At 65.6% G+C, this 24,020-nt stretch carries 28 protein-coding genes and 1 tRNA gene; 11 read left to right on the forward strand and 18 right to left on the reverse strand.

All coding sequences use genetic code 11. The features are described from left to right. Positions 1–10: 10 nt before the first annotated feature. The 5 genes from ABIG06_RS21720 to ABIG06_RS21740 form a co-directional block, all read right to left on the reverse strand. Positions 11–979: an NUDIX hydrolase gene (locus ABIG06_RS21720; protein ID WP_370138578.1), complete on the reverse strand. Its 969-nt coding sequence runs from the start codon at positions 977–979 to the stop codon at positions 11–13. A 217-nt stretch (positions 980–1,196) separates the two neighbouring features. Beyond that, positions 1,197–1,703, reverse strand: a complete 507-nt coding sequence (locus tag ABIG06_RS21725; protein ID WP_370138579.1) for a tyrosine phosphatase family protein — start codon at positions 1,701–1,703, stop codon at positions 1,197–1,199. Positions 1,704–1,867: 164 nt separating this feature from the next. Then, positions 1,868–2,482 carry a YfbR-like 5'-deoxynucleotidase gene (locus tag ABIG06_RS21730; protein ID WP_370138580.1) on the reverse strand — a complete coding sequence of 205 codons (615 nt, stop codon included), beginning with the start codon at positions 2,480–2,482 and terminating at the stop codon, positions 1,868–1,870. Then, a complete protein-coding gene (locus ABIG06_RS21735; RefSeq protein WP_370138582.1) occupies positions 2,479–3,105 on the reverse strand; it encodes a DNA-3-methyladenine glycosylase I in 627 nt (208 codons plus the stop codon). The genes ABIG06_RS21730 and ABIG06_RS21735 overlap by 4 nt, the downstream gene beginning before the upstream one ends. After that, positions 3,102–3,983, reverse strand: coding sequence for a YgfZ/GcvT domain-containing protein (locus ABIG06_RS21740; RefSeq protein ID WP_370138583.1), 882 nt, complete (start codon positions 3,981–3,983; stop codon positions 3,102–3,104). The genes ABIG06_RS21735 and ABIG06_RS21740 overlap by 4 nt, the downstream gene beginning before the upstream one ends. A gap of 101 nt (positions 3,984–4,084) precedes the next feature. On the opposite strand from ABIG06_RS21740, the gene ABIG06_RS21745 reads away from it, so the two are divergent. From ABIG06_RS21745 to ABIG06_RS21765, 5 genes are all read left to right on the forward strand, one after another. Beyond that, positions 4,085–5,419, forward strand: coding sequence for a dihydroorotase (locus ABIG06_RS21745; RefSeq protein WP_370138584.1), 1,335 nt, complete (start codon positions 4,085–4,087; stop codon positions 5,417–5,419). A 160-nt stretch (positions 5,420–5,579) separates the two neighbouring features. Next, a complete protein-coding gene (locus ABIG06_RS21750) occupies positions 5,580–6,449 on the forward strand; it encodes a sulfurtransferase (RefSeq protein WP_370138585.1) in 870 nt (289 codons plus the stop codon). A 90-nt stretch (positions 6,450–6,539) separates the two neighbouring features. Further along, on the forward strand, positions 6,540–7,229 hold the full coding sequence (locus tag ABIG06_RS21755; RefSeq protein ID WP_370138587.1) for an RNA polymerase sigma factor: 690 nt from the start codon (positions 6,540–6,542) through the stop codon (positions 7,227–7,229). An 86-nt stretch (positions 7,230–7,315) separates the two neighbouring features. Further along, positions 7,316–7,849 (forward strand): DUF4142 domain-containing protein, encoded by a 534-nt coding sequence (locus tag ABIG06_RS21760; protein WP_124159756.1) that lies wholly within the window; start codon positions 7,316–7,318, stop codon positions 7,847–7,849. A gap of 10 nt (positions 7,850–7,859) precedes the next feature. Next, entirely contained in the window at positions 7,860–8,171 is a 312-nt protein-coding gene (locus ABIG06_RS21765) for a cupredoxin domain-containing protein (protein ID WP_370138588.1), read from the forward strand. 188 nt (positions 8,172–8,359) lie between these two features. On the opposite strand, the gene ABIG06_RS21770 is transcribed toward ABIG06_RS21765, so the two are convergent. The 4 genes from ABIG06_RS21770 to ABIG06_RS21785 form a co-directional block, all read right to left on the reverse strand. After that, on the reverse strand, positions 8,360–8,620 hold the full coding sequence (locus ABIG06_RS21770; RefSeq protein ID WP_124159754.1) for a hypothetical protein: 261 nt from the start codon (positions 8,618–8,620) through the stop codon (positions 8,360–8,362). A gap of 276 nt (positions 8,621–8,896) precedes the next feature. After that, a complete protein-coding gene (locus ABIG06_RS21775; RefSeq protein ID WP_370138590.1) occupies positions 8,897–9,274 on the reverse strand; it encodes a TIGR02301 family protein in 378 nt (125 codons plus the stop codon). Positions 9,275–9,384: 110 nt separating this feature from the next. Next, positions 9,385–9,819 (reverse strand): NUDIX hydrolase, encoded by a 435-nt coding sequence (locus ABIG06_RS21780; protein ID WP_370138591.1) that lies wholly within the window; start codon positions 9,817–9,819, stop codon positions 9,385–9,387. A 9-nt stretch (positions 9,820–9,828) separates the two neighbouring features. Beyond that, the gene (locus tag ABIG06_RS21785; protein WP_028176928.1) at positions 9,829–10,338 is read right to left on the reverse strand and encodes a hypothetical protein; all 510 of its coding nucleotides are present in this window, start codon (positions 10,336–10,338) and stop codon (positions 9,829–9,831) included. 63 nt (positions 10,339–10,401) lie between these two features. Here ABIG06_RS21785 and ABIG06_RS21790 point away from each other — a divergent pair, with 63 nt between their 5' ends. Next, on the forward strand, positions 10,402–11,160 hold the full coding sequence (locus ABIG06_RS21790) for an SOS response-associated peptidase (RefSeq protein WP_370138592.1): 759 nt from the start codon (positions 10,402–10,404) through the stop codon (positions 11,158–11,160). Positions 11,161–11,190: 30 nt separating this feature from the next. On the opposite strand, the gene ABIG06_RS21795 is transcribed toward ABIG06_RS21790, so the two are convergent. The 6 genes from ABIG06_RS21795 to ABIG06_RS21820 form a co-directional block, all read right to left on the reverse strand. Continuing rightward, positions 11,191–12,384 carry a CaiB/BaiF CoA transferase family protein gene (locus ABIG06_RS21795; protein ID WP_370138594.1) on the reverse strand — a complete coding sequence of 398 codons (1,194 nt, stop codon included), beginning with the start codon at positions 12,382–12,384 and terminating at the stop codon, positions 11,191–11,193. A gap of 35 nt (positions 12,385–12,419) precedes the next feature. Further along, positions 12,420–13,349 (reverse strand): glycine reductase, encoded by a 930-nt coding sequence (locus tag ABIG06_RS21800; RefSeq protein ID WP_124159748.1) that lies wholly within the window; start codon positions 13,347–13,349, stop codon positions 12,420–12,422. Between the two features lie 294 nt (positions 13,350–13,643). After that, the gene (locus tag ABIG06_RS21805) at positions 13,644–14,225 is read right to left on the reverse strand and encodes an NUDIX domain-containing protein (RefSeq protein WP_124159746.1); all 582 of its coding nucleotides are present in this window, start codon (positions 14,223–14,225) and stop codon (positions 13,644–13,646) included. An 8-nt stretch (positions 14,226–14,233) separates the two neighbouring features. Next, positions 14,234–14,683: a GNAT family acetyltransferase gene (locus ABIG06_RS21810; protein ID WP_124159825.1), complete on the reverse strand. Its 450-nt coding sequence runs from the start codon at positions 14,681–14,683 to the stop codon at positions 14,234–14,236. Between the two features lie 2 nt (positions 14,684–14,685). Further along, positions 14,686–16,113 carry an FAD-binding oxidoreductase gene (locus tag ABIG06_RS21815; protein WP_124159745.1) on the reverse strand — a complete coding sequence of 476 codons (1,428 nt, stop codon included), beginning with the start codon at positions 16,111–16,113 and terminating at the stop codon, positions 14,686–14,688. A gap of 23 nt (positions 16,114–16,136) precedes the next feature. After that, positions 16,137–17,126, reverse strand: coding sequence for an L-threonylcarbamoyladenylate synthase (locus tag ABIG06_RS21820; protein ID WP_124159744.1), 990 nt, complete (start codon positions 17,124–17,126; stop codon positions 16,137–16,139). A 68-nt stretch (positions 17,127–17,194) separates the two neighbouring features. Between ABIG06_RS21820 and ABIG06_RS21825 the strand changes: the two genes are divergently transcribed. Beyond that, positions 17,195–17,271 (forward strand) — tRNA-Pro (locus tag ABIG06_RS21825). A 146-nt stretch (positions 17,272–17,417) separates the two neighbouring features. On the opposite strand, the gene ABIG06_RS21830 is transcribed toward ABIG06_RS21825, so the two are convergent. After that, entirely contained in the window at positions 17,418–17,552 is a 135-nt protein-coding gene (locus tag ABIG06_RS21830; RefSeq protein WP_283811828.1) for a hypothetical protein, read from the reverse strand. Between the two features lie 386 nt (positions 17,553–17,938). Between ABIG06_RS21830 and ABIG06_RS21835 the strand changes: the two genes are divergently transcribed. Continuing rightward, positions 17,939–18,913: a tripartite tricarboxylate transporter substrate binding protein gene (locus tag ABIG06_RS21835; RefSeq protein ID WP_124159743.1), complete on the forward strand. Its 975-nt coding sequence runs from the start codon at positions 17,939–17,941 to the stop codon at positions 18,911–18,913. Positions 18,914–18,939: 26 nt separating this feature from the next. Here the strand turns inward: ABIG06_RS21835 and ABIG06_RS21840 are convergent, their stop codons facing one another. Continuing rightward, entirely contained in the window at positions 18,940–19,266 is a 327-nt protein-coding gene (locus tag ABIG06_RS21840) for a hypothetical protein (RefSeq protein WP_124159742.1), read from the reverse strand. Positions 19,267–19,436: 170 nt separating this feature from the next. Next, positions 19,437–19,661, reverse strand: coding sequence for a hypothetical protein (locus ABIG06_RS21845; protein ID WP_061878448.1), 225 nt, complete (start codon positions 19,659–19,661; stop codon positions 19,437–19,439). 256 nt (positions 19,662–19,917) lie between these two features. Here ABIG06_RS21845 and ABIG06_RS21850 point away from each other — a divergent pair, with 256 nt between their 5' ends. The 3 genes from ABIG06_RS21850 (at position 19,918) to ABIG06_RS21860 (ending at position 23,974) form a co-directional block, all read left to right on the forward strand. Continuing rightward, positions 19,918–20,877, forward strand: coding sequence for an N-carbamoyl-D-amino-acid hydrolase (locus ABIG06_RS21850; protein ID WP_124159741.1), 960 nt, complete (start codon positions 19,918–19,920; stop codon positions 20,875–20,877). A gap of 1,228 nt (positions 20,878–22,105) precedes the next feature. Then, positions 22,106–22,723 (forward strand): TetR/AcrR family transcriptional regulator, encoded by a 618-nt coding sequence (locus ABIG06_RS21855; RefSeq protein ID WP_124159740.1) that lies wholly within the window; start codon positions 22,106–22,108, stop codon positions 22,721–22,723. A 57-nt stretch (positions 22,724–22,780) separates the two neighbouring features. Continuing rightward, positions 22,781–23,974, forward strand: a complete 1,194-nt coding sequence (locus ABIG06_RS21860; RefSeq protein ID WP_124159739.1) for an MFS transporter — start codon at positions 22,781–22,783, stop codon at positions 23,972–23,974. The last annotated feature ends 46 nt before the right edge of the window (positions 23,975–24,020 follow it).

Consider the following 24,020-nt stretch of genomic DNA (forward strand, 5'->3'; position numbering starts at 1 on the left):
ATATCAGGATCTAGCGCCGGGAGCGCACGCGCAAGCCCGGCGCGGGCCGCTCCTGGAGCACCTCGCGGCGGAAGCGGTAGAGCGCCGCCGGCCGTCCGCCCGTCTGTGTCGACATGACGCCGGTCGGTTCGACCAGGGCTTCCATTTCGACCAGGCGACGGAAATTCTGCTTGTGCAGATGCCGGCCGGAGATCGCCTCCACCGTGTGCTGCAGTTCGGTAAGTGTGAATTCGGCTGGCAAAAGTTCAAAAATGACAGGACGATACTTCAGCTTTGCACGCAGCCGCGCGATCGCCGTGGCGAGAATCCGGCGGTGGTCGAACCGCATCGACGTGCCGAGCGGGGGAAGTGTCTTGCGCGCTAATGCCGCAGGGCGGCCATCGCGCCGTGCTTCCTCGATCAGCCCGGCCTCGTACAGCAGCTCATAGCGGTCGAGCACGCGTTCCTCGTCCCAGGGCGCGCCGTCGAGCCCGAAATAGAACCGCACGCGATCCTTCCGCGGCAGCGCGCGCGTCGTCTCCGGCGTTTCCTGCTCGGCCCACTTCGTCAGCGCCGGAATGATGTCCCGGGCGATGATCGCCGGCGGCTGCTCGCGCCAGTCTTCCCAGGGGAAGAAGCGATACCATGGCGCAAAGCTCGCCGCGTTTGCGGCGAGCTCGCCGTCCACAGGGTGCGTCAGTGCGAGATAGCCGATCGACACCATATGCGCGCCGGTATCGCCGGCCTCGGCATGGCGGCCGCGATCGCCGAAGGTGTAGAGCTGCTCGACATAGCCAAGCCGCAGGCCCGCCTGCTGCTCGACCCAGGCGCGCAGGCCGATTTCGAAGGTGCGATGGCTCACCGCGTCGAACGGGCCGAACGGCAGGCCGGCAAGCCCGTCGGCACCAGGTGCGGTCAGGATCAGCGGCTCGTGGTTTTCGATCGCGACGATTGCGGCGGTGAGGCCAATCTCGATCGGCGTCAGCTGCGTGTCGCTCATGCGGCCGGGATCGCAGGTGCTGTGAAAACGGCTTGTCGGTTGTTTGAGGCGGTTTCACCGCGGAGGCGCTGCAACCTCTCCCGCTTGCGGGAGAGGTCGGCGCGTAGCGCCGGGCGAGGGTTGTCTCCACACCGGGAGTGTCCCGATGAGGACGCACCCTCTCCCCAACCCTCTCCCGCAAGCGGGAGAGGGAGCGCACCTATCTCGTGACGCCTGGTCATTCGAGCTCGATTACGAAGGGGCGGCCTTCCACCATCATCGCACCGGGTCCCATCTCGTCGAGCGCGCGCAGCATGCGGCCGTTGCGCCCGAGAGCACGATCGGCGAGGTCGACGATGCGTCGGTTCGGCGAGGCAATCGGCGATGCCGTGCGGATCTTCCTGGCAATGTCGATCTCGTCGCGATTCGGATTGAGCGCGCATGCGGCCGCGAACGCGCTGGCGGTGGAGCGGCTGATGCCGGCATAGCAATGCACCACCAGCGGTGCACTGCGGTCCCAGCCGCGGACGAAGGTTAGCACCTGCTCGATATGCGCCTCCGATGGTGCGACGAAACCGTCCATCTCCTCGGTAATGTCGTCCATCGACACCTTGAGGTGGTTGGCCGGCAGCACCGACACCGGACGTGCCACCTGCTCGACATTGGCCATCACCGTCAACACATGGCTGGCGCCGGTGATGCGGACAGTTTCGGGAAGCGCGGCGAGGGAACAGACATGGATCATGGGAGACCTTTTTGCCGCCGATTATAGCGAGGGTCGGTGGGATGGGCAAAGCGACATGTCCGCCGTAGCTCGAAGAGCGAAGGCGGAAGCGTGCCCGCCACTCTTGTCGCAAACGCGAAGGGATGGCGGGCGCGGCGCAGTGCGCCTTTGCCACCTTACAGGATCTACGCAAACACGGCGCCAAATCGCTCCAGAAACTGCTTCTCGGCCCGCGCCGCCGTCCAAGGCGTCAGGTAGTCGCGCCGGATGGTGTCGGACAGGCCGGGATCCTTGCCGAACAGGCGCTTGGCCTCGCTCTCGCTGAAGCCGGCCAGTTCGGTTGCCTCGAGGTAAGCTGCGCCGCGATCGGCGGCCTTGATGGCTTGCGTGATCTCGTCGGGCAGCACCGGCGGCAGGCCGAAGCGGATATGGATGGCGCCGAGCAGGCGCTTCTCGACTGCCTTGTAGTGGCCGTCGAGCACGGCTTTGAACGGCGAGATCATGTCGCCGATCACATATTCCGGCGCATCGTGCAGCAGGGCAGCCAGCCGCATGCGCTGGTCGGCCCGCGGCATCTCGTGCCGCAGCACGGTTTCCACCAGCAGCGTGTGCTGCGCAACCGAAAAGATGTGCGCGCCGATGGTCTGCCCATTCCAGCGCGCGACGCGGGCAAGGCCGTGCGCGATGTCGGCGATCTCGATGTCGAGCGGCGAGGGATCGAGCAGGTCGAGCCGCCGGCCCGACAGCATGCGCTGCCAGGCGCGGGACTGCGCATCGCGCGCGGTCTTCTTCGCCGTCATTTGGCCTTGAGGCGCGGCTTGCGCTGCGTCCTGCCGCAGGTGGCGTGACAGTGGCAGTCGACGAGATGATCGTTGACCATGCCGGTCGCCTGCATGAAGGCATAGACGATGGTCGGGCCGACGAATTTGAAGCCGCGCGAGGACAGCTCCTTGGAGATCTGCACCGACAGCGGCGTCGATGCGGGCACGCTCGCGGTGGTCTTGAACTGGTTGACCTGCGGTCTTCCGTCCATGAAGTCCCACAGCAGCTTCGAGAAGCCCGGGCCTTTCTCCATGATATCGAGATAGGATTTCGCGCTCAGGATAGCGCCATCGATCTTGGCCTTGTTGCGCACGATGCCGGCATCGTTCATCAGCGCATGGACCTTCTTCGCGTTGTAGCGCGCGATCTTCTCCGGCTGGAAATCGTCGAAGGCTTTACGGAAATTGTCGCGCTTGCGCAGGATCGTGATCCAGGACAGCCCGGCCTGGAAGCCGTCGAGCATCAGCTTCTCATACAGCGCGCGGTCGTCATATTCCGGCACGCCCCATTCGGTGTCGTGATAGGCGACATAAAGCGGATCTTCGCCAGGCCAGGGGCACCGCTTCAGGCCGTCGGGATGCAGGCGGGGAGCACGGCTCATGCGATGGGCTGCTTGGCTGGAATTCGAACGACGTCCGGTTCAGCGAGCGTCAGAGGCAGCCCACCAGCGGTGAGCGGCTGCCCCGCGTCGAGCGCTTCCGCGACGCGGTCGATGCGGACCAGGGCAATGCCCTTGCCGCCGGCGGTCGAGCCGATGGTGCCGACCGGCTTGTCGCCGGCGAGAATGGTCGCACCCGGCTCGGGCGAAGCATCGTCGAGCAGCACCTTCACGCTGCGCGTGCGCGCGGTGCCGCGATGCTGCATGCGCGAGACGACCTCCTGACCGACATAGCAGCCCTTGTCGAAATCGACGCCGGCGAGGCGATCCATGTTGGTCTCGTGCGGGAATGCATCGCTGTACATGAAATCGAGCCCGCCGCGGGGCACGCCGAGCGCGATGCGGTGCGCCTCGTATTCGGCCGCATCGACCAGCTCGGCACCGATCAGGTCGGACAGCTTCTGCTTGAGATTTTCCGGGATCAGGATGCGGTAGCCGAGCCCGTCGTTCCGTGGATCGATGAAGGCGAGGTCCGGCTCGGCCGCGGGCTGGCCGTCCCAGGCCGCGAGCACGCCGAGATCGTCGGAAAGGTTGTCGACCGTGACCTTGGCCCGCAGCTTGTAGAATTTCAGCTTGGTGGCGAGGCTGTCTGCCAGCGCTTTCGGGCAGTCGATCAGGAACCCGCCGCCGTGACCCGCGGGCGCTTCCGTGATCAGGAAATCCACGATGATCTTGCCCTGCGGCGTCAGCAGCGCGCCGAATCGCCCCAGGCCCGGTTTCAGCCTGTCGACGTCGGTCGTGACCAGGCCGTTGAGGAAGTTGCGCGCATCCTCGCCCGCGACCTTGACCACGCCCCGGTCGGGAAGAAACGCCGATTTCATGCGAAAATCTCTTGCGACATGTTGCTCCGGAACGTAAGCCCCCAACGCATAAACGACAAGACCTCGAGCCCTGCGCTTGGGGATGAGAAAGGCCTTCAGCCATGAGCCAGCGTTTCGATGTGATCCTCAAGGGCGGCACAGTGGTCAACCAGGACGGCGAGGCTGTTCGCGACATCGGCATCACGGGCGGGCGCATCGCCGAGCTGGGCCCGCTGTCGCAAGGCAACGCCGCGGAGGTGCTCGACTGCAAGGGCCTGCACATCCTGCCCGGCGTGATGGACACGCAGGTGCATTTCCGCGAGCCCGGGCTGGAGCACAAGGAAGACCTCGAGACCGGCTCGCGCAGCGCCGTGATGGGCGGCGTCACCGCCGTGTTCGAAATGCCGAACACCGCGCCGCTGACGGTGACGGAGGCCGAATTCACCGACAAGGTGAAGCGCGCCCATCATCGCATGCATTGCGATTTCGCCTTCTTCATCGGCGGCACCCGCGAGAACGTGCAGGACCTGCCGGTGCTCGAGCGCGCCCCCGGCTGCGCCGGCGTCAAGGTGTTCATCGGCTCCTCGACCGGCGCACTGCTGGTGGAGGACGACGAAAGCCTGCGCCGCATCTTCCAGGTGATCCGCCGCCGTGCGGCCTTCCACGCCGAGGACGAGTATCGGCTCAACGAGCGCAAGCCGCAGCGCATCGAGGGCGACGCGCGCTCGCATCCGGTCTGGCGCGACGAGACCGCGGCGCTGGTGGCGACGCAGCGACTGGTCAATCTCGCGCACGAGACGGGCAAGCGCATTCACGTGCTGCACATCTCGACCAAGCAGGAGATCGAGTTCCTGCGCGACCATAAGGATGTCGCCTCCTGCGAAGCGACGCCGCATCATCTCACGCTGGTCGCGCCCGAATGCTACGAGCGGCTCGGCACGCTGGCGCAGATGAACCCGCCGGTGCGCGGCGCCGATCACCGCGCCGGCATCTGGCGCGGCATCGAGCAGGGCATCATCGACGTGCTAGGCTCCGACCATGCACCGCATACGCTGGAAGAGAAGCAGAAGACCTATCCGGCCTCGCCCTCGGGCATGACCGGGGTGCAGACGCTGGTGCCGCTCATGCTCGACCACGTCAATGCCGGCCGCCTGTCGCTGGCGCGGTTCGTCGACCTCACCAGCGCCGGTCCCGCTCGCATTTACAGCATGGCCTGCAAGGGCCGCATCGCCGCCGGCTATGACGCCGACTTCACCATCGTCGATCTGAAGCGCAGCGAGACCATCACCAACAAATGGGTTGCATCCAAGGCCGGCTGGACTCCCTATGACGGCGTGCGCGTGACGGGCTGGCCCGTCGGCACCTTCATCCGCGGCCGCCGCGTGATGTGGCAGGGCGAGCTGGTGACCCCCTCGCAGGGCGAGGCGGTGCGGTTTCTGGAGACGCTGAAGCCGTAGGGCTTCCGTCGGAGGACGAACGCACCATCCCCCGTCATTGCGAGCACAGCGAAGCAATCCAGAAATTTTCGGTAGGCAGTCTGGATTGCTTGGTCGCAAGAGCTCCTCGCAATGACAAGGGGAGAGGCTTACACTCCCTCTCGAACGGGAGAGTAATCCAATGTCCCAGCCAGCCGGCCTCATCACCACCGACCAGCTCGCCGCCATCTTGGGCGATCCCAATCTCCGCCTGTACGACTGCACGACCTATAACGAGCCGGTGCCCCCAGGCAGCGACGTGCCCTATCGCGCGGTGCCCGGCGACAAGACCTTCGCAGCCGGCCACATCCCCGGTGCCGATTTCCTCGACCTGCAAGGTGAGTTCTCGGACGCCTCGTCGCAACACTTCTACATGATGCCTGATGTCGCCCAGCTGGAGGCCGCCTTCGGCCGGCATGGGGTCGACGCGTCCAAGACCATCGTGCTCTACAGCATCGGCACCATGATGTGGGCGACGCGGTTCTGGTGGATGTTGCGCGCGCTCGGCATCGATGCGCTCGTGCTCGATGGTGGGTTCGACAAATGGAAGGAGGAGGGGCGGCCGGTCGAAAGAGGTGCCCCGAAGGGCTATCCGGCGACGACCTTCAAGGCGACGCCGCGCGCGGGCTTCTTTATCGACAAGACCACCGTGCTGGCGCGGATCGGAGATCCCGCGACTGTCATCGTCAACGCGCTCGGGCCGCAGTTTCACCGCGGCCTCGAACCCAGCCGCTATGGCCGGCCGGGTCGCGTGCCCGGCAGCGTCAACGTTCCAGCCGCAACGCTGGTGAACGCCGACAAGACGCTGACGACGCTTGCAGATGCCGAGGCCAAATTCGCGGCCCAGGGCGTCACGCGCGACAAGACCGTGATTTGCTATTGCGGCGGCGGCATTTCGGCGACGGTCGACCTCTTCCTGCTGGCGGAACTCGGCTTCGACAAGCTGACGCTCTACGACGCCTCGATGGGCGAATGGGCGAAAGATCCGGCGCTGCCGATCGAGACGAATTAGGTTTGCTGGCCCTTTGGGCGAAAGAAAACTGGGAACCTTTTCCGCCAGCCTGCATCCAACGTCTGGAGCGAATGGAGATAGGTAACCGCCATGCCAGGGACTGCAGCCGGCCTGTCCGCCGGGGCCAGGACATTGGAGGCCGCGCTGATCAACCGCGCGCGGCGCCGGGATGAGGCTGCTTTGCGCGAGATCATGCAGGCAAACAACCGCAGGCTCTATCGCCTGGCGCGCGGCATCCTGCGCAGCGACAGCGAAGCCGAGGACGTGGTGCAGGAAACCTACGTTCGCGCATTCACCCATCTCGACGGCTTCCGCGGCGAGTCGGGACTGTCGACTTGGCTGTCGCGGATCGCCATCAACGAAGCCCTTGGGAGGATGCGAAGCGCCAAGCCGCATGTCGAGCTTGGTGCGGTGCCGGAAGAGGCGATCGCGGCGCAGATCATCAAATTCCCCGCTTCTTCCGCAGGCGATCCGGAAAAGACCATGGCCCAACGTGAAATCCAGCGCGTCGTCGAACGCGCCATAGACGAACTGCCAGACGTCTTCCGCATGGTCTTCATCGCGCGCGTCATGGAGGGCATGAACATCGAGGAGACGGCAGATCTGCTCGGCGTGAAACCGGAGACCGTGAAGACGCGGCTGCATCGCGCCCGCACGATGCTGCGCGAGAATGTCGAGAAGGAGATCGGTCCGGTGATGATGGATGCATTCCCGTTCGCCGGCTGGCGGTGCGAGCGCCTGACTGAAGCGGTGTTGAAGCGGCTTGCTGTCGGCGGCTGAAAATTCTTGGGAACGTTTGCACGAAACGCTCATCCAACTCCCGTGAAGCAACGCCGGCGAATGCCCGGCAGCACAGGAGTCTCACCATGTTTGTCCGTTGGAGCGCGGCCGCCGCCGCAGCCATTCTGTTGTCCAGTCCCGCGCTGTTGCAAAGCGCCGGTGCAGCCGACAAGCCCACCGATCCGCAGATCGCTCACATCGCCTACACCGCAGGCGTGATCGACATCAACGCCGCCAAGCAGGCGCAGAAGAAGGCGAAGAGCAAGGAGGTGAAGGCGTTCGCCGAGGACATGCTGCGCGACCACGAGGCCGTCAACAAGCAGGCGCTCGCGCTGGTCAAGAAGCTGAACGTCACCCCTGAGGACAACGACACCAGCAAGGCGCTGTCCAAGCAGGCCGGCGACAAGTTGGCCGAGCTCGACAAGCTGAGCGGTGCCGCATTCGACAAGGCCTATGTCGCCAACGAGGTCGCCTACCACAAGCAGGTCAATTCCGCGCTGGAGACCCAGCTCATTCCCTCGGCCAGCAACGCCGAGCTGAAGAGCCTGCTCCAAACCGGCTTGAAGATCTTCCAGGGCCATCAGCAGCACGCCGAGCACGTCGCGGCCGAACTGAAATAGGAGAGCGATGATGTCGGGACGAGTGTTCTCCGCTGTCGCGCTCGTCGTGGCGATGGTCGTCCCGGCGCGCGCCGCGACGATCGAGATCACGATGGACAACCTCGTGATCTCACCGGCCGAGATATCGGCGAAGGTGGGCGATACCATCACCTGGATCAACAAGGACGTCTTCGCTCACACCGCGACCGCGAAGAACGGTGACTTCGACGTGATGCTGCCGCCGAAGAAGTCGGCCACGTCGGTTTTGAAGAAGGCGGGGACGATCGATTATTACTGCCGCTATCATCCCAACATGAAAGCGACGCTCAAGGTCGAGCCGTGAGGAGGGAGCACGTTCCCGATCGCGACGGGAACATCTCCCGACCGCCGCGAGACTAATGCTCATCAGCCTGACGTGGCCTCCGTGCGATAAAGGCGGGAGACTTCGCGAAGGCTTTCGTCAAATCCGTTCGCAAAGTCTTTCATCCGTCGACTGGCCCCGCCCGCGTGGCGGGGTCATTTTCGACCGGTTTACTGCCTGGAGATGCCGACCGAGAACTCGCCGTTGCGAATGCGGCCAGGAAAGCCCTCGACGAACTTCGCTACCGCGTCCTCGCCATAGGTGCCGACGAGTTCGGCCAGTGCCGCGAACAGGCTCGCCTGAGCCAGGCAATCACCGTCGACGCCGTCATGGCGCGCCTCGGCCCAGGCCTCGTTGAGATAGCTCAGGGCAGCTTGTTTCTGCTCGTGATCGGGCAGCGGCGCGCGGGCGTAGGAAATCGGCTGGTTCATGAAACTCGGTCAGGGCTGGGGCGCGATCCACGGCGATGCGCTGTGCGAGAGGTGTAGCACGGGCGTTAACGACCGCTAGGCCACATCTTTAAGAACGGTTAACGGCTGTGCACAAAGTCGATGACAGGGTTCCAGCACCCGTCATTCCGGGGCGCGCGCAGCGCGAACTACGGTGCGCAACTACGCACCTGAGAATCCATCTGGCGCAGAGTTGGTGGTGCGATGGATTCCGGATTCGCGATTTCGTCCCGCTCCGGAATGACAAGCAGAGAGCGGTCAGTTCGCGTAGCGCGCCGTCAGATCCCGCGAGATCTTCGAGCCTTCCTCGATGTAGCGGCGGATCGCCACCGTCGCGGCCGGCGTGCAGCTCCGGTAGGTCTGCTGAAAGCCGTTATAGCCGCGGTTGAATCCGGCGATCATACGGGTGCGGCGCTCCCCGGAGGGGGTTTCGGCCTCGATCAGCGCCTGCATCTCGTTGCGCCATTTGTTGCCCTCGTTGGACCCGCAGATGCCGCGGAGATAGTGCAGGCCGCCGAGGATCTCGGCCAGGCGCTGCAATTCGGCGTCAAACGGCGCCGCTACGTCCTGGGCCCGGACGGACCCGGCGGCGCAGGCGAGAATCAAGGCAAGAATGGCCAGAAATCGCGTGGACATCGGCGGGCTGTATGCCCCCTCGGGGCGGTGGACGCAAGGCGGAGTCGCGCGGACGGTGCGCTCCCTCCCCCGGCAAGCAAGCGGGAGAGGTGTCGGAGTTTGCCGCTCAGTCAGGGGCCGATCAGCCGGGCGGCGGACTGGATGACCTCCTCCAGCCCTCCGGTCAGCTTGAGGTCGCCGAGGCCGCCGAGAGCGGCCGGCGCGATCCAGCGGTAATCGTCGAGTTCATCGTTCAAGGCCGGTTCGTTGGCCACCAAGCGGGCGGCAAAGGACATGATCAAATAATGGCCGGCGCCGGTCGCGCTGGGCAACACCTCGCGCCAGCCGGCAAGGCCAATGATCTCGATACGAAGGCCGGTCTCTTCGTCAACCTCGCGGTTCAGGGCCTGATGCAGCGATTCGCCGAATTCGACCCGGCCGCCCGGCAGCGAATAGAACCCCTTGGCAGGCGAACGGGCGCGTCGGACCAGCAGCACCTTGCCGCCGCGGAAGATGGCTGCGCTGACCGCGAGCTGGGGGTGGGTGGGCTGGACGACCGCGGCCAATCTCGTCACCTATCCGGCCGAGTTCGCCATGATGGTGTCGACGTCGGCTTCCGCGCCGCCATTGATGATGCCGCCGCAGGCCGCGATCAGCGGCTTGACCCAGAGGGTGGCCTGCTCGGCGAGGCGGACGCGGGTTGTGTCCTTCTCGACTTCGCGCATGGCCGAGCCGACCGCGGTCAGGATCGAGGTCATGGTATCGGTGATGTGGTCGAACTGGGCGCGGACGTTGGGATCGGCCTTCTCATAGGCCTCGATGGCGAGGTCCCGTGCCTTGAAATTCGACGCCGTGAAATGCTCGGCATAGGACAGAGGCGTCCAGGTCAGGAAGTCGTCGGCGCATTCAGGCATGTCCGGGACCATTTCGAGCAGCATCACGGCTTCATTGAAATGATTGAGATAGTCGGTTGCAAGCCCCGTCCGCGGGTTGATATTGGCCACGCGCAGGCGTTCGGCCCAGGCCTCCGCCTCGGGGCCCGTCTGTACGTGCGTCCGCGCGGGTTGGGAGGCCGTTGAGCTCATCTGCCGCAGTGTTAGCGTTCGGAGTTAAAAGGACCTGAACGGACCCTATATAGATACCAAAGCATGTGTGGACGCTTCGTCATAACTTCGGCCCCCGCGGCTTTGCGGCAACTGTTCGGCTATGTCGAGCAGCCGAATTTCCCGCCCCGGTACAATGTCGCCCCGACACAAGCGATTCCGGTCGTATTGGTCGAGAACGGCGCGCGCCATTTCCGCCTGATGCGCTGGGGCCTGTTGCCGGGCTGGGTCAAGGATCCGCGCGGATTTACGCTCCTGATCAATGCCCGCGCCGAGACGGTGCTGGACAAGCCCGCCTTCAAAAGGGCGATTCGTCGCCGGCGCGGCCTGATCCCGGCCGATGGCTATTACGAGTGGAAGACGGAAGACGGCCGCAAGCAGCCCTTCTTCATCCACCGCGCCGACGGCGAGCCGCTCGGCTTTGCCGCAGTGTTCGAGACCTGGGTCGGGCCAAACGGCGAGGAGCTCGATACCGTCGCGATCGTCACCGCCGCGGCCGGCGAGGATCTCGCCGCGTTGCATGACCGCGTGCCCGTGACCATCAGCCCGCGTGATTTCGAGCGCTGGCTCGACATCAGCGGCGACGAGGTCGACGCGATCCTGCCGCTGATGACGGCCCCGCGTATCGGCGAATTCGCCTGGCACCCCGTCTCCACCCGCGTCAACCGCGTTGCCAATGACGATGCGCAGCTCGTGCTGCCGATCAGCGCGGAGGAGAGGGAGGCGGAGGCTGCGAAGCCCAGGAAGGCGGTGCGGAAGGTTGCTGCTGCCTCGTCAGATGACGGGCAGGGATCGCTGTTTTAGTCTAGCTGCGGCGGCGGAGTGTGTGACGGCCTACACGATCTCTCTTGTCCGCAACTGCGCGATCTCCGCCGCATCGAATCCGAGCTCGCCGAGCACCGCATCCGTATCCGCCCCCAGCTCCGGCGCCATCCGATCCAGCCTGCCGCCGCCATGCGCGAGCTTGAATCCGCTGCCGGCAAAGCGCAGCCGGCCGTACGGCGTATCCAGCTCCTGGATCGCGCCGCGCGCCTTCACTTGCGGATGGTCGATGACCTCCTCGACCTTCCAGATGCTGGCGCAGGGCGCGCCGGCATCTTCCAGGATCGTCTCCCATTCGCGCGCCGGCCTTGCCGCGAGCGCCTCCTCGATGATCGCGCGGAGCGCGGGCTCGTTCTCGTTGCGTGAAAACCAGTCGGCGAAGCGCGGGTCGCTCAGCGCGTCCTCGCGGCCGAGCGCGCTCATCAGCGCGCGGTACTGCTTCTCGTTGTTGACGGCGAGCAGGATATGGCCGTCGCCGCATTTGAACAGATTCGCCGTGGTCCTGCGGCTGACTGCCTGGTTGCCCGACAGCTGCTGACGATGACCGGCGACCGACCAGTCCGCGATCTGCCCGGAGAGAAAAGCCAGCGTCGCCTCCAGCATGGAGACGTCGATGAGCTGGCCCTTGCCGGTGCGGTCGCGCTGATATAGGGCGCTCGACACGCCGAACGCGGCCGTCGCGCCCGACAGCACATCGCATACGGCAAAGCCGGCGCGGGTCGGCCCCGTCTCGGGGTGGCCGGTGATGGCCATAATGCCGGACAGCGCCTGCATCTTGCCGTCATAGCCGGGCCGCAGGCGGTCCGGACCGGTCTGACCGAAGCCGGAGACCGCGCAATAGATCAGCTTCGGATTGATCGCGGAGAGCGCCTCGTAGCCGATGCCGAGCCTGTCCATCACACCCGGGCGGAAATTCTCCATGACGACGTCGACGGTGTCTGCGAGCTTCTTCACGATCGCGATCGCCTCCGGCTTCTGCAGGTCGAGCGTCAGGCTGCGCTTGTTGCCGTTGACGGCCTGGAACGCCGGCGCCAGCCCGCGCTCGGCCCATTCGCGGGAAAGCGGCGTGCGGCGCATGTCCTCGCCTTCGCGCCGCTCGACCTTGATGATTTCGGCCCCCAGCAGCGCGAGCTGGTAGCTCGCATAGGGGCCGGCCAGCACTTGCGTGAAGTCCAGGATCTTCACGCCTTCGAACGGTCGCGTCACGTCGCTCTCCTCTTATTTGTTGTTGTCGGAGGACGTCAGGCGGCGCGGTTGCCGCGCGCGATCTCCTTCTGCTTGTCGAACTCGGCGCGGCGCCGCGCCAGCTCTTCGTGAGAGAGCTGCGCGACGTTGTTGTAGTCGAGCTTCCAGGAGGCATCCTCGCTCCAGCGCAGCGGCGACTGCATCGTGGTCTGCGGACCGCTCGCGGTCTCCAGCAGCTTGAGCGCCAGCTCGAGCGTCTGCGCCTGCGAGGCGATGTCATGCGGCTTGCCGGCGGAATTTCCGAGCGGGAAGTCGCTGAAGAGGAAGCGCGGCACGGCGGCGTGCTCGATGATGTCCTTGGCGCATCCCATGACCACGGTCGCAATGCCGTTCCGCTCCAGATGCCGCGCCACCAGCGCCGTGGTCTGGTGACAGACGGGGCAGTTCGGCACCAGCACGGCGACGTCGACCTTGTCGGCAAGGCAGCGCGCCAGGATCTCCGGCGCGTCGGTGTCGAGCGTGACGCGGTGGCTGCGGTTTGTGGGTGCGCCGAAGAAGCGCGGCGCGACTTCACCGATCCGGCCTGCAGCACTCGCCTTCAACAGCTGCGGCAGCGGAAACCAGGTGCCGCTGTCGGTGGCCGAGGTGTGCTTGCGGTCGTAGCCGATGTGCGAGATGCGCAGATCGTGCTCTTTCGACGTGTCGCCGTCATAGACCTGGTAGAATTTCGCGCCGCCATTATACGCCGCGCCCGGCCCCTGGTCGCCCTTGGCCGGATCGAACGGCGCGGCCGTGGTGATGATGGTGACGCGCGACTGTGCCAGCGGTTTCTTCAGCGGCTGGAACGGCGCCTCGGTGTAATGCGCCCAGCGATACGGCGTGGTGTAGCCGATCGCCGCGTAATAATCCCGCGTGCGCTGCATGTAGGGAACGGGGGAATCGTAGTCGGGCGCAAAGCCGAATTCGTCGTCGCGCGGAGCGGACATGGGCGCGTCTCCTGGTTCTTGGTTCGGCGCAGAGTAGAGATAGTCAGGAGTGAGCTCAACCGGGGGAGAGGCGGCGCAGGTCAGAATTGCATTGTACGCTAAAGCCGCGTGGAAGGCGCCTCTTACCCTCCCCTGGAGGGGGAGGGTCGGCTCACATGGAGCGTAGCGAAATGTGAGACGGGGTGGGGTGACGGTCTCTCCACATCCAACAGTGCCCGAGTGGAGGGATCACCCCACCCCGCTCGCGCTGCGCGCGATCGACCCTCCCCCTCCAGGGGAGGGTGAAGAGCGCACCTACCTGAACACGTGCAGCGCCGCGTATTGCAGCAGCATGATCGCCTTGGCATCGATGATGCGGCCGTCGGCGATCATCGCCAGTGCCTCGTCGATGGAAAGCTCCAGCACCTCGATGTCCTCGCCCTCGTGCTCAAGGCCGCCGCCGTCGCCGACGCGCATTTCGGGCTCGTATTCGGCGACGAAGAAATGCAGCTTCTCGGTGATGGCGCCGGGACTCATGAAGGCCTCGAACACCTTGTGCACGTCGTGCAGGCGATAGCCCGTCTCCTCCTCGGCCTCGGCGCGGATGCGCGCCTCGGGCTCGGCGTTGTCAAGCACGCCGGCGGCCGCCTCGATCAGCAGATCGTCGTAGCCGCGGATGAACGCCGGCAGTCGGAACTGCCGCACCAGGATCACCGTGCGCCGGGCGCGGTTGTAGGGCAGCACGGCGGCGGCATTGTCGCGCTCATAGGTCTCGCGGTGCTGCGTCTGCCATGCGCCATTGGCGCGCCGGTAGTCGAACGTCGTGGTCTTCAGGGGAGTCCAGCCGTCCGAGAGCACGCGGACGTCCTTGATGCGGACGCGATCGGAAATGGTCATGGCGGGTCTCAGTTGCTTGGCGTGGTCGTGCGGCCGTCGAGCCACTTCTGGAACATCACGGATGTCGATAGCTCGAAGCCCAGCGACCCATAGAAGGCATTGGCCTGCGCATTGTCGCGGCGGACCAGGAGCTGCAGTTTTGGAATTCCGGCCGCGCGCAGCCAGCCCTCGGCCGCGGCCATGATGACGCGGCCGTGGCCGCGCTTCCGGCTGTCGGGATCGACCGCGACGTAATAGACCCAGCCGCGATGGCCGTCATGGCCGACCATGACTGTCGCGACGATCGCGCCGCCGTCGCGGCCGATCAGTACGGTGGAATTCTCGCGCCGCCGCGCCAGCGCGATGTCGGCATGCGGATCGTTCCAGGGCCGCGTCAGGCCGCAGCGCTGCCACAGCGCGACGACGTTCTCGACATCGGCATCCGCGATCGCGCTGATCGCGAGCGGAGCAGGGGGCACGCTCACAGCACCTTCCCCGGATTCATGATGCCGAGCGGGTCGAGCATCGCCTTGATGGAGCGCATCAGCTCGATCGCGGTCTTGTCCTTCACCTCCGGCAGCTCGTCGCGCTTGAGCACGCCGATGCCGTGCTCGGCCGAGATCGAGCCGCCCATGCGCAGCACGATCTCGAACACCACCGCGTTCATCTCGTGCCAGCGCGCCAGGAAATCCGCCGTATTGGCGCCGACCGGCTGGCTGACATTGTAGTGGAGGTTGCCGTCGCCGAGATGGCCGAACGGCACCGGCCGCGCGCCGGGGATCAGCTTCACCACGGCGGCATCGGCCTCGGCAATGAAGGCGGGCACGGCGGCCACGGGCACGGAAATGTCGTGCTTGATCGAGCCGCCCTCCGGCTTCTGCGCCGCGGACATCTCGTCGCGCAGTTTCCAGAACGCACCGCGCTGGGCAAGGCTCGCCGCGATCACGGCGTCGTCGACGATCTCCTCCTCCATGGCGCGGGTCAGGATCGTCTCCAGCGGCGTGCGGGCGTCCTCGCTCGGCGAAGACAATTCCATCAGCACGTACCAGGGATGCTTCGCCTCGAGCGGATCGCGCACGTCGATGCCGTGCCGCACCGAGAAATCGACCGCCATCTCCGACAGCAGCTCGAAGCTCGTCAGCGCATTGGCGGCCTCGCCTTGCGCGATCGTCAGCAGCTCGAGCGCCGCGGCCGGCGATTTCAGCCCGACGAAGGCGGTCTCGACCGCCCGCGGCCTCGGAAACAGTTTCAACGTCGCCGCCGTGATGATGCCGAGCGTGCCTTCGGCGCCGATGAAGAGATTGTGCAGATTATAGCCGGTGTTGTCCTTCTTCAGCTTCGACAGCAAATTGAGAACGCGCCCGTCGGCGAGCACCACTTCGAGGCCCAGCGCCATCTCGCGCGCGACGCCATAGGCGAGCGCCGCGGTGCCGCCGGCATTGGTCGAGAGATTGCCGCCGATGGTGCAGCTGCCTTCGGCCCCTAACGACAGCGGAAACAGCCGGTCCACCTCCGCCGCCGTCGCTTGCGCGATCTGCAGCACCACGCCCGCTTCGCAGGTCATGGTGTTGGACGCGGTGTCGACCTCGCGGATCTTGTCGAGCCGGCGCAGCGACACCACCACCTCGCCATTGTGCGGCGTCTGCCCGCCGACGAGCCCGGTGTTGCCGCCCTGCGGCACCAGCGCGATTCCGTGCGCGGAGGCCAGCTTGCAGATCGCGGAGACTTCCGCGGTCGAGCCCGGGCGCAGCACCAGCGGCGAGCGGCCGTGGAACAGGTTGCGCTCCTCGGTAATGTAAGGCTCGATGTCGGTCGCATCGGTGATGGCATGGCGGTCGCCGACGATCTTGCGGAATTGGTCGATCAATTCGAGCGCAAGCGGCGGGGTGGCGGATTTATTGACGTTCATTCTCGTGTCTCTTCTCAAGCTTCTTATCGGGCAACCGCAGCCCGGCGCAGCCGGTCGTTGATCGCTTCGCCAAGTCCTTCCTCGGGGATCGCCATCACCGCGATCGCGCGTGGCGCCCGGGCATCGAGGCTGCGAAGATAGCCGAACAGATTGGCGGCGGCTTCATCGAGATCGCCGGTGGGCGACAGATTCATGACGGCGGCGGCAGCATCGACGCCCGGCAGCCGCGCGGGGCCGAACGCCAGCAGCGCCTCGCCCGGCGCCACCTCACGCGCATTGAGCCGCACATCGGCGCGCGGCGCGTAGTGCGAGGCCAGCATGCCCGGCGCCAGCGGCTGGCTGTCGTCGCTTTCGGCCTCCACAGACGGCCGCGCCAAGGGTGCGCCGAGCACCGCCTCGATCCGCTCGCGCGCAAGTCCGCCGGGGCGGAGCAGCATCGGCGCGTCGAAGCAGCCGACGATGGTCGATTCCACCCCGACCGCAACAGGCCCGCCGTCGACGATCAGGTCGATCCGCCCCACTAGGTCGCTCGCGACATGGGCGGCCAGCGTCGGCGAGACGTGGCCGGAGATGTTGGCGGACGGCGCCACCACGGCGCCGCCGAAGGCGCGCAGGATCGCCTGCGCGACGGGGTGGGCGGGGATGCGAATCGCGACGGTATCGAGACCAGCAGTGGCGAGATCCGCCACCGGGCAATCGTCCGTTTTCGGCACCACCAGCGTCAGCGGCCCCGGCCAGAACGCCTCGGCAAGTTCCAGCGCGCGCGCGTCGAACCGCCCGATCCGCCGCGCGGCCTTGAGGTCGGCGACATGCGCGATCAGCGGATTGAACGCCGGCCGGCCCTTGGCGGCGTAGAGATGGGCGATCGCCGTGGCGTTGGCGGCGTCGGCGCCCAGCCCGTAGACCGTCTCGGTCGGAAACGCGACCAGCCCGCCGGCCGCAAGGCGCCGGGCGGCGGCTTCCGCGCCGGCCTCGCCGGCCGGCAAAATCAGCGTTTCAAGACCCGTTTTCACAGGGATAAAATTCCTCGGCTCGGCCGCTTGCAGTGCGTCAAACCCGACGCTATAAGCCGCCTTCTTGTCGGAGTGTGGCTCAGCCCGGTAGAGCACTGCGTTCGGGACGCAGGGGTCGCAGGTTCGAATCCTGCCACTCCGACCATTCTTCCAAAAATCGACGGTTTCCAGAGACTTGGCGAACCGGCCGCCGGCGCCTCGGGAGCGCCTTTTTGCAACGATTTTCAGGACGGGTCCACGGCCGATTTGGCGGGGCAGGGGCGCTTGCCGCAGTGGCATGGCTCGTCAGGTTCAGGCGAGACTTGTCGGCCGAGGCTCGAACGAGACGACGACCCGCCTGGCCTTGATCCAACCGTGCACCCCATAGCTGGATTCGAAGCTCAGCGTCGTGGCGTCGGGATCGATCTCGATGCCGAGTCCGAACATGATCCCGGCTCGGTGGGGCGCATCTGAAAGGCTTGGGCGACAGGCCGCCCGGGCGCACCCTGGCGAAGCTCCAGCTCCCGCAATGTCGCATGGTGGAATGAGGGGACACCCTCGAACCAGGCGCACGGCGCCGCGCCACCTTCCAGATCGTCAATCGCTGCCTTCGCCATCAAGGATATCTCACGCACACTGATGCGCAAGCTACCGGGATTTCGATGACGGTGCATCTACGAGCGTGGGTCATGGTCGAGGCTTTTGCGCGCGATCAAATCCCTGCGCGCGGGATGGCCACTTGCCATCCGGTCGGGCCGACAGCTAGATGACCGCATAGCCGGTTGCGCGTTCGAGAGCGCGATCGGCCAATAACAAGAACAGGGCTGGAAATCATGAACAAGACAATCATCGCGCTCTTTGGTGCTTTCAGCATCGCTGCCTCTGGGCCTGCATGGGCGGCGTGGCCGGACGACAAGCCGATCGAGGTTGTGGTCGGCTTCGCGCCGGGCGGCGGCACCGATGTCATGGCTCGCAAGCTGCTGCCCTTTGTCGAGCGCGCGCTCGGCGGCAAGGCGAAATTTGTCGTCCTGAACAAGCCCGGTGCCGGCGGCGAGATTGCGTTTGCCTCGATCGCGCGCGCAGCGCCCGATGCCTATGCGATGGGTGTCGTCAACGTGCCGGGCTACAATTTCCTGCCGATGACCCGCAAGACCCAATACACCACGGACGAGATTCGGCTGGTCGCACGGGTCGTCGAGGATCCGAACGTGATCGTGGTGCCCGCGAACAGCAGATTCGAGGATCTGCCGGCTGTTATTGCCGCACTTCGCAGCAAGCCGGGGTCGGTGAGCTTCGGCCACAACGGCGCCGGCACGAACGGTCATTTGGCCATTCGCATGCTCGCGGCCGTCGCGAAGGTCGAGCCCAACGAAATCTCCTACAGAGGAACGGCGGCACAGCGCACCGATCTTTTGGGCGGGCATCTGGAAGTCGGGATGGTCAGTCTCAGCGAGATTCCCGAACTGCATGGCACCAACAAGGGACCACTTCGCGTCATCGCGATCCTGTCGAAGAAGCGTTTTCCATCGCTGCCCGACGTTCCGACGGCAGAAGAGGTGGGCTTTCCGGTCGTGACGACGGCCGAACGCGGCTTCGCGGTCCCCAAGCGCGTTCCGGACGACATCGTCAAGAAGCTGGAAGCCGGGATAGCCGAGGGCTTGCGTAATCCAGAGTACCTGACGGGTTCGCCCGGGGATGAGCCGGTGATCGCCTTCATGCCCGGTGCGGAGTGGCAGAAGCGCCTCGACGACATGTCCGAGGCCCTGCGTCCTTTCGCCGAGCAGATGCGGGCAAGCGAACAGAAGTAGCCCTGTCGCAAGCAGCTCTGGCGCGGCTACCTTCGCGCCACCAGCACCCCCACCAGAAACGCAACCATCAGCGACGGCAGCGGGGCCTCGCGCACCATGCCGCGCACGATGTCTTGCCAGTGCTGCTCGGGGACCAGTCTCGGCGATCGCACGTTGGGCGCCGGTTCGATGCCCCAGCTTGATGCGAGCTCGGCGATCTCGCTTTGTGCGAGGCGAACGCCGTCGCGGACGCGGAAGATGGCGGCGTCGGATCGCTCGCGCGGCGCGAGCAGCATCAAGGTCTCGACGGCCGTGCGCAGCGTCATCTCGCCGTAGCCCTGCAGCCGCACCGACTCCTCGGGGTCCGATGTCATGCGAAATCCCTCACAGCGCCAAAATCTTCATAACGCAAAGTGGCGCGCGATGGTGGAGGCCGCCGCGCGCGAGATCGGCTCGCCTGCTCATGATCTGGCTCCATGCTCTGCATGGAAATGGCGGCGGCGGAACTTGGTTCCTTGCGCGCGATGCGAATCGCGGGCGTCCGCTACTTCCGCAATAGCTCGCTCAAAGCCGCCGTGGCCTCGGCGCAGCGGATGTCGTCGATCTCGCGCGACAGGCTGAGCGCGATCGCTCTCAGCTCTTCCAGCGTGCCGCTATCCGAATGCTGGTTTTCGAGCTGGCCGAGACGCTTGTTCAGATCGTCCAGTCTCGATTGAAGCTGCCCGATGCTGGCGGCCCCATTCACTTTCCAAACGCGTTGTGCACGCATCGTCGTTCCCCTGATAGTCTCACGGCCTTGTGAGAGTGGTTCGTGGCCGGAATGGGAGTTTGTTTTGTCCGGCTTCAGATCGTGGGGAACCGTTGCAGATCGGCAACGAATTTCCCCCCGTTTCAGCGCGCCTGGCGTCCCCACGATGATACCCGCAGGCACGGAATTTGATTGTGCCATGGGGATGATGGGCGAAGGCGGCTTGCATGTGGCGTAGGCTCGAGCCCGACGACTCGTAAAAATGAAGGAATGACGCGTGGCGAGATTTGTGACGATTGCAGCCGGCCAGCTCGGCCCGATCGCGAGGAGCGAGACCAGGACCGCGGTGACGGCGAGGCTGATGGCCTTGATGCGCCAGGCTCGGGCCTGCGGCTGCGACCTGATCGTCTATCCCGAGCTGGCGCTGACCACGTTCTTTCCGCGCTGGTATTTCGAAGATCAGGCCGAGATCGACAGTTTCTTCGAGCGCGAGATGCCGGGCCCCGAAACGCAGGCCCTGTTCGATCTCGCGCGCGAGCTCGGGATCGGCTTTTGCCTCGGCTATGCCGAGCTGACGGTCGAGGCCGGACTTGTCAGGCGCTACAACACCTCCATTCTCGTCGACAAGAGCGGCGCGGTCGTCCTGAAGTATCGCAAGGTCCATCTGCCCGGCCATGCCGAGCACGAGCCGTGGCGCGAGTTTCAGCATCTGGAGAAGCGCTACTTCGAGCCGGGCAGCGGCTTCGGCGTGGCCAATGCCTTCGGCGGCGTGATGGGGATGGCGATCTGCAACGACCGCCGCTGGAGCGAGACCTATCGCGTCATGGGCCTGCAGGGCGTCGAGATGGTGCTGATCGGCTACAACACGCCGGTGCACAATCCGCCCGCGCCCGAGCATGACGATCTCTCGCTGTTCCACAACCATCTGGTGATGCAGGGCGGCGCCTATCAGAACGGCACCTTCGTGGTCGGCGTCGCCAAAGCCGGCATCGAGGAGGGCGTCGACCACATCGGCGGCAGCTGCATCATCGCGCCCTCGGGCGAGATCATCGCGGCCTGCACCACCAAGGGCGATGAGATCGCGCTGGCGCGCTGCGATCTCGATCTCTGCGACTCCTACAAGCGCACCACCTTCAACTTCGACGTCCACCGCCAGCCGCATGCGTATGGAATGATCGTGGAGCGGAAGGGCGTGACGACGATGGCGGATGGAACGCCGGTGCCGCGAAAGGGGTGACACTCTCCCTCCTGTCATTCCGTGGCGATGCGCAGCATCGAGCTATGGTGCGCAATTGCGCACCTGAGAATCCATCGGGCTGCAGTACAAGCGGTTAGATGGATTCCGGGCTCGCCGCTTTGCGGCGCCCCGGAATGACGCCGGGAAATTCGGTGTTTCGCTCCCGTGTCAATCCTCTCGCATGAAAATATTCCTACTTTCCCGAAATTTGGATTTGTCGTATGTGTCGCCCATCCCGGCTCATCCTTGAGGGGCGATCGTGTGGTCGTCATGTTCGCGAGCCGGGCTTGCGGTGGACGCGGCAGCGTCGTGCACGAGAGGTGAAGGGCAGGGCGGATTGCTCTCCGTGAGCCCGGAACGGCGTGCGGACGAGCGGCGCTGACAGGTTCGTCCCGGCGGTCTTCGATGGCAACGTGCACAACGTCGTCGGAGCCGATGGGGTCAAGCGAGCCGTGCGTACGGCAAAACCGTGTGGTCCTGGCCGTCGTTGCTACGGTCAAGCTCCTTGCGGAGGCGGCAGTCGCGTCAACCGGCGCGGCGCCGGTGAATTTCGCAAGGACGAGGGAGGCCAGAACGAACTCGGCTCCCAGGAGAGCGCGGCATAAGCCGTCCGACCATCGCGCAGGGAAGGCCGAGTGATCGGCACCACCTGTATGCTGCTGTGCGGTTTTCTGCGTGCACCTTTTGCGCAGCGGACCGCGGGTGCCTGTCGGCACCCGGTCTTCCCTGTGCCCTCTTGATCGAGAGGGTGGAGTGACCAGGCAAAGCTCGGGCGAAACGCGCCGCGAGGATGCGAAGGCGTGCCTGCAAGCGAGATACCAGCTGGAAGAGCGATGTCGTTGCGTCATACTCCGTCATTGCGAGCGCAGCGAAGCAGTCCAGAATCTCACCGCGGAGAGACTCTGGATTGCTTCGCGGAGCCTGTCATCGGGCCGCGCTCTGCGCGGATCCGTTGGCTCGCAATGACGGCGTTGAGGGAGCGTGCGCCAAACATTGCGCTCGTGCCCTGGACGCAGCGCAGCGTCCCTTCGACGACGCGCTGAAGAGCCGGGCCCAAATCGTTGTCGTACCGTGCACCCTGGGTCCCGGCTCCGCGCCGCAACGCTTACGCGTTGCAGCTTGTCCGGGACACGAGTGAGAGCCGCATCTTCAGGTCCGTCGAATCCTCCTCGACCCGTTCACAACCACGTGTCTTTATTCGGAAACGTTCATTCCCTATTATGCCGCTATGCAAAAGACCCGCCGATCCCGGCCTGCCGCCCGTCGTCCCGGTCGTCCCCGGGAATTCGACATGGACACTGCGCTCGACCGCGCCGTACGCGTGTTTCGCGACCGGGGTTATCATGCCACCTCGATCGGCGACCTCACCGCGGCGATGCGGCTGGCGACTGGAAGCGTGTACAAGGCGTTTCGCGACAAGCATGCGGTGTTCCTCGCCGCCTTCGAGCGCTACACGGCGCTGCGCCAGGAGCAGACCCGCAGCGCGGCCGAGCGCGGCGCAAACGGCCGCGAGCAGATCCGCAACGTGCTGCTGTCCTATGTCGAGCACTCCCAGGGGGTCGAGGGACGGCGCGGCTGCCTCGTGGTCGGCAGCGCCATCGAATTGTCCGCGCACGATCCGGTGGTCGCGGCCCGCGTCAGCGCGCAGCTTGCGACCAACGAAAAGCTCATCGCCCGCCTCATCCGCGACGGGCAGGCCGACGGCTCGATTCCCTGCCATGTCCCCGCCGACGAGACCGCGCGGCTGATGCTCTGCATCACGCAAGGGATGCGCGTCGTCGGCAAGACGCGTCTGCCGCTCGACGGGAGGCGCCTCGTCGACGTCGCGATGAAGCTGCTCGCCTGAATTTTCTGTCATAATAGGGAATGGTCATTCCTTATACCCTATCTGGAGTCCATGCGAATGACGATGAATGCCACGATCGAGACCGCGCCCGAGCCGGATGCGGTGTCGCAGCGCCTGACTTTCGTGCTCGCCGCGGCCTGTGGCATGATCGCCGCCAACATCTACTATGCCCAGCCGCTGATCGCCCCGATCAGCGCCGCGCTCGGCCTGTCGCATGCAGCTAGCGGGCTGATCGCCACCATGACGCAGATCGGCTACGGCACCGGGCTGCTGCTCATCGTGCCGCTCGGCGATCTCGTCGAGAACCGCACGCTGATCTGCTCGGTGATCACGCTCGGCGCCGCGGCGCTGCTCGCCGCCGCGTTCGCCACCCATGCGCTGCCGTTCCTGATCGCCGCGCTGTTCATCGGCCTCGGCTCGGTCGCCGTGCAGATCATCATTCCCTATGCGGCGCATCTGGCGCCGGCAGCCATCCGCGGCCGCGTCGTCGGCAACGTCTCGACCGGCCTGATGCTCGGCATCATGCTGGCGCGTCCGGTGTCGAGCTTCGTCACCGCGGCCCTGTCGTGGCACGCGGTGTTCTTCTGCTCCGCCGCGCTGATGATCGTGCTCGCGATCGCGCTCCGGATGACGCTGCCGAAGCGCAAGCCGGTGACGCGGATGCATTACGACGAATTGCTGCTGTCGATGCCGCATCTGGTGCGGACCACGCCGCTGCTGCGGCGCCGTGCGCTCTATCAGGCGAGCCTGTTCGGCGCGTTCACCCTATTCTGGACGGTGGCGCCGCTCCAGCTCGCCGGCGAGTTCGGCTTCTCCCAGCGCGGCATCGCGCTGTTCGCGCTGGCCGGCGTCGCCGGCGTGTTCGCCGCTCCGACCGCCGGACGCCTCGCCGATCACGGCCATAGCCGCATCGCGACGCTGGTCGCGATGCTGCTCGCGGCCGGCGGCTTCCTCGTGACCTATGTCGGCGCGCCCGGCTCGATGCTGAACCTCGCCTGTCTTGTGGTGGCAGCGGTTACTGTCGACATTGGCGTCCAAGGCAACGTCGTGCTTGGCTTCCGCGCCATCTTCGCGCTCGGGCACGAGCACCGCAGCCGCCTCAACGGGCTCTACATGGCGACGTTCTTCGCAGCCGGCGCGGCCGGCTCCGCGGTCGGAGCCTTCGCCTTCGCGCAAGGCGGCTGGCCGCTGGCATCGGCCATTGGCCTCGCGCTGCCCGTCGCGGGCCTGCTCTATGCGGCGACGGAGTAGTCGCTGGAGGACGGCGCGCGCGTTTACCAAGCCTCGGACAAGAAGC

Origin of the sequence: Bradyrhizobium sp. USDA 326 (assembly GCF_049739485.1) — a bacterium.
Classification (GTDB): Bacteria; Pseudomonadota; Alphaproteobacteria; order Rhizobiales; family Xanthobacteraceae; genus Bradyrhizobium.

Bases quoted from the DNA above. Each gene is read 5' to 3' on its own strand.
- ABIG06_RS21720 (WP_370138578.1), bottom strand. From the start codon at position 979: ATGAGCGACACGCAGCTGACGCCGATCGAGATTGGCCTCACCGCCGCA.
- ABIG06_RS21725 (WP_370138579.1), bottom strand. From the start codon at position 1,703: ATGATCCATGTCTGTTCCCTCGCCGCGCTTCCCGAAACTGTCCGCATC.
- ABIG06_RS21730 (WP_370138580.1), bottom strand. From the start codon at position 2,482: ATGACGGCGAAGAAGACCGCGCGCGATGCGCAGTCCCGCGCCTGGCAG.
- ABIG06_RS21735 (WP_370138582.1), bottom strand. From the start codon at position 3,105: ATGAGCCGTGCTCCCCGCCTGCATCCCGACGGCCTGAAGCGGTGCCCC.
- ABIG06_RS21740 (WP_370138583.1), bottom strand. From the start codon at position 3,983: ATGAAATCGGCGTTTCTTCCCGACCGGGGCGTGGTCAAGGTCGCGGGC.
- ABIG06_RS21745 (WP_370138584.1), top strand. From the start codon at position 4,085: ATGAGCCAGCGTTTCGATGTGATCCTCAAGGGCGGCACAGTGGTCAAC.
- ABIG06_RS21750 (WP_370138585.1), top strand. From the start codon at position 5,580: ATGTCCCAGCCAGCCGGCCTCATCACCACCGACCAGCTCGCCGCCATC.
- ABIG06_RS21755 (WP_370138587.1), top strand. From the start codon at position 6,540: ATGCCAGGGACTGCAGCCGGCCTGTCCGCCGGGGCCAGGACATTGGAG.
- ABIG06_RS21760 (WP_124159756.1), top strand. From the start codon at position 7,316: ATGTTTGTCCGTTGGAGCGCGGCCGCCGCCGCAGCCATTCTGTTGTCC.
- ABIG06_RS21765 (WP_370138588.1), top strand. From the start codon at position 7,860: ATGTCGGGACGAGTGTTCTCCGCTGTCGCGCTCGTCGTGGCGATGGTC.
- ABIG06_RS21770 (WP_124159754.1), bottom strand. From the start codon at position 8,620: ATGAACCAGCCGATTTCCTACGCCCGCGCGCCGCTGCCCGATCACGAG.
- ABIG06_RS21775 (WP_370138590.1), bottom strand. From the start codon at position 9,274: ATGTCCACGCGATTTCTGGCCATTCTTGCCTTGATTCTCGCCTGCGCC.
- ABIG06_RS21785 (WP_028176928.1), bottom strand. From the start codon at position 10,338: ATGAGCTCAACGGCCTCCCAACCCGCGCGGACGCACGTACAGACGGGC.
- ABIG06_RS21790 (WP_370138592.1), top strand. From the start codon at position 10,402: ATGTGTGGACGCTTCGTCATAACTTCGGCCCCCGCGGCTTTGCGGCAA.
- ABIG06_RS21800 (WP_124159748.1), bottom strand. From the start codon at position 13,349: ATGTCCGCTCCGCGCGACGACGAATTCGGCTTTGCGCCCGACTACGAT.
- ABIG06_RS21805 (WP_124159746.1), bottom strand. From the start codon at position 14,225: ATGACCATTTCCGATCGCGTCCGCATCAAGGACGTCCGCGTGCTCTCG.
- ABIG06_RS21815 (WP_124159745.1), bottom strand. From the start codon at position 16,113: ATGAACGTCAATAAATCCGCCACCCCGCCGCTTGCGCTCGAATTGATC.
- ABIG06_RS21830 (WP_283811828.1), bottom strand. From the start codon at position 17,552: ATGTTCGGACTCGGCATCGAGATCGATCCCGACGCCACGACGCTGAGC.
- ABIG06_RS21835 (WP_124159743.1), top strand. From the start codon at position 17,939: ATGAACAAGACAATCATCGCGCTCTTTGGTGCTTTCAGCATCGCTGCC.
- ABIG06_RS21840 (WP_124159742.1), bottom strand. From the start codon at position 19,266: ATGACATCGGACCCCGAGGAGTCGGTGCGGCTGCAGGGCTACGGCGAG.
- ABIG06_RS21845 (WP_061878448.1), bottom strand. From the start codon at position 19,661: ATGCGTGCACAACGCGTTTGGAAAGTGAATGGGGCCGCCAGCATCGGG.
- ABIG06_RS21855 (WP_124159740.1), top strand. From the start codon at position 22,106: ATGCAAAAGACCCGCCGATCCCGGCCTGCCGCCCGTCGTCCCGGTCGT.
- ABIG06_RS21860 (WP_124159739.1), top strand. From the start codon at position 22,781: ATGACGATGAATGCCACGATCGAGACCGCGCCCGAGCCGGATGCGGTG.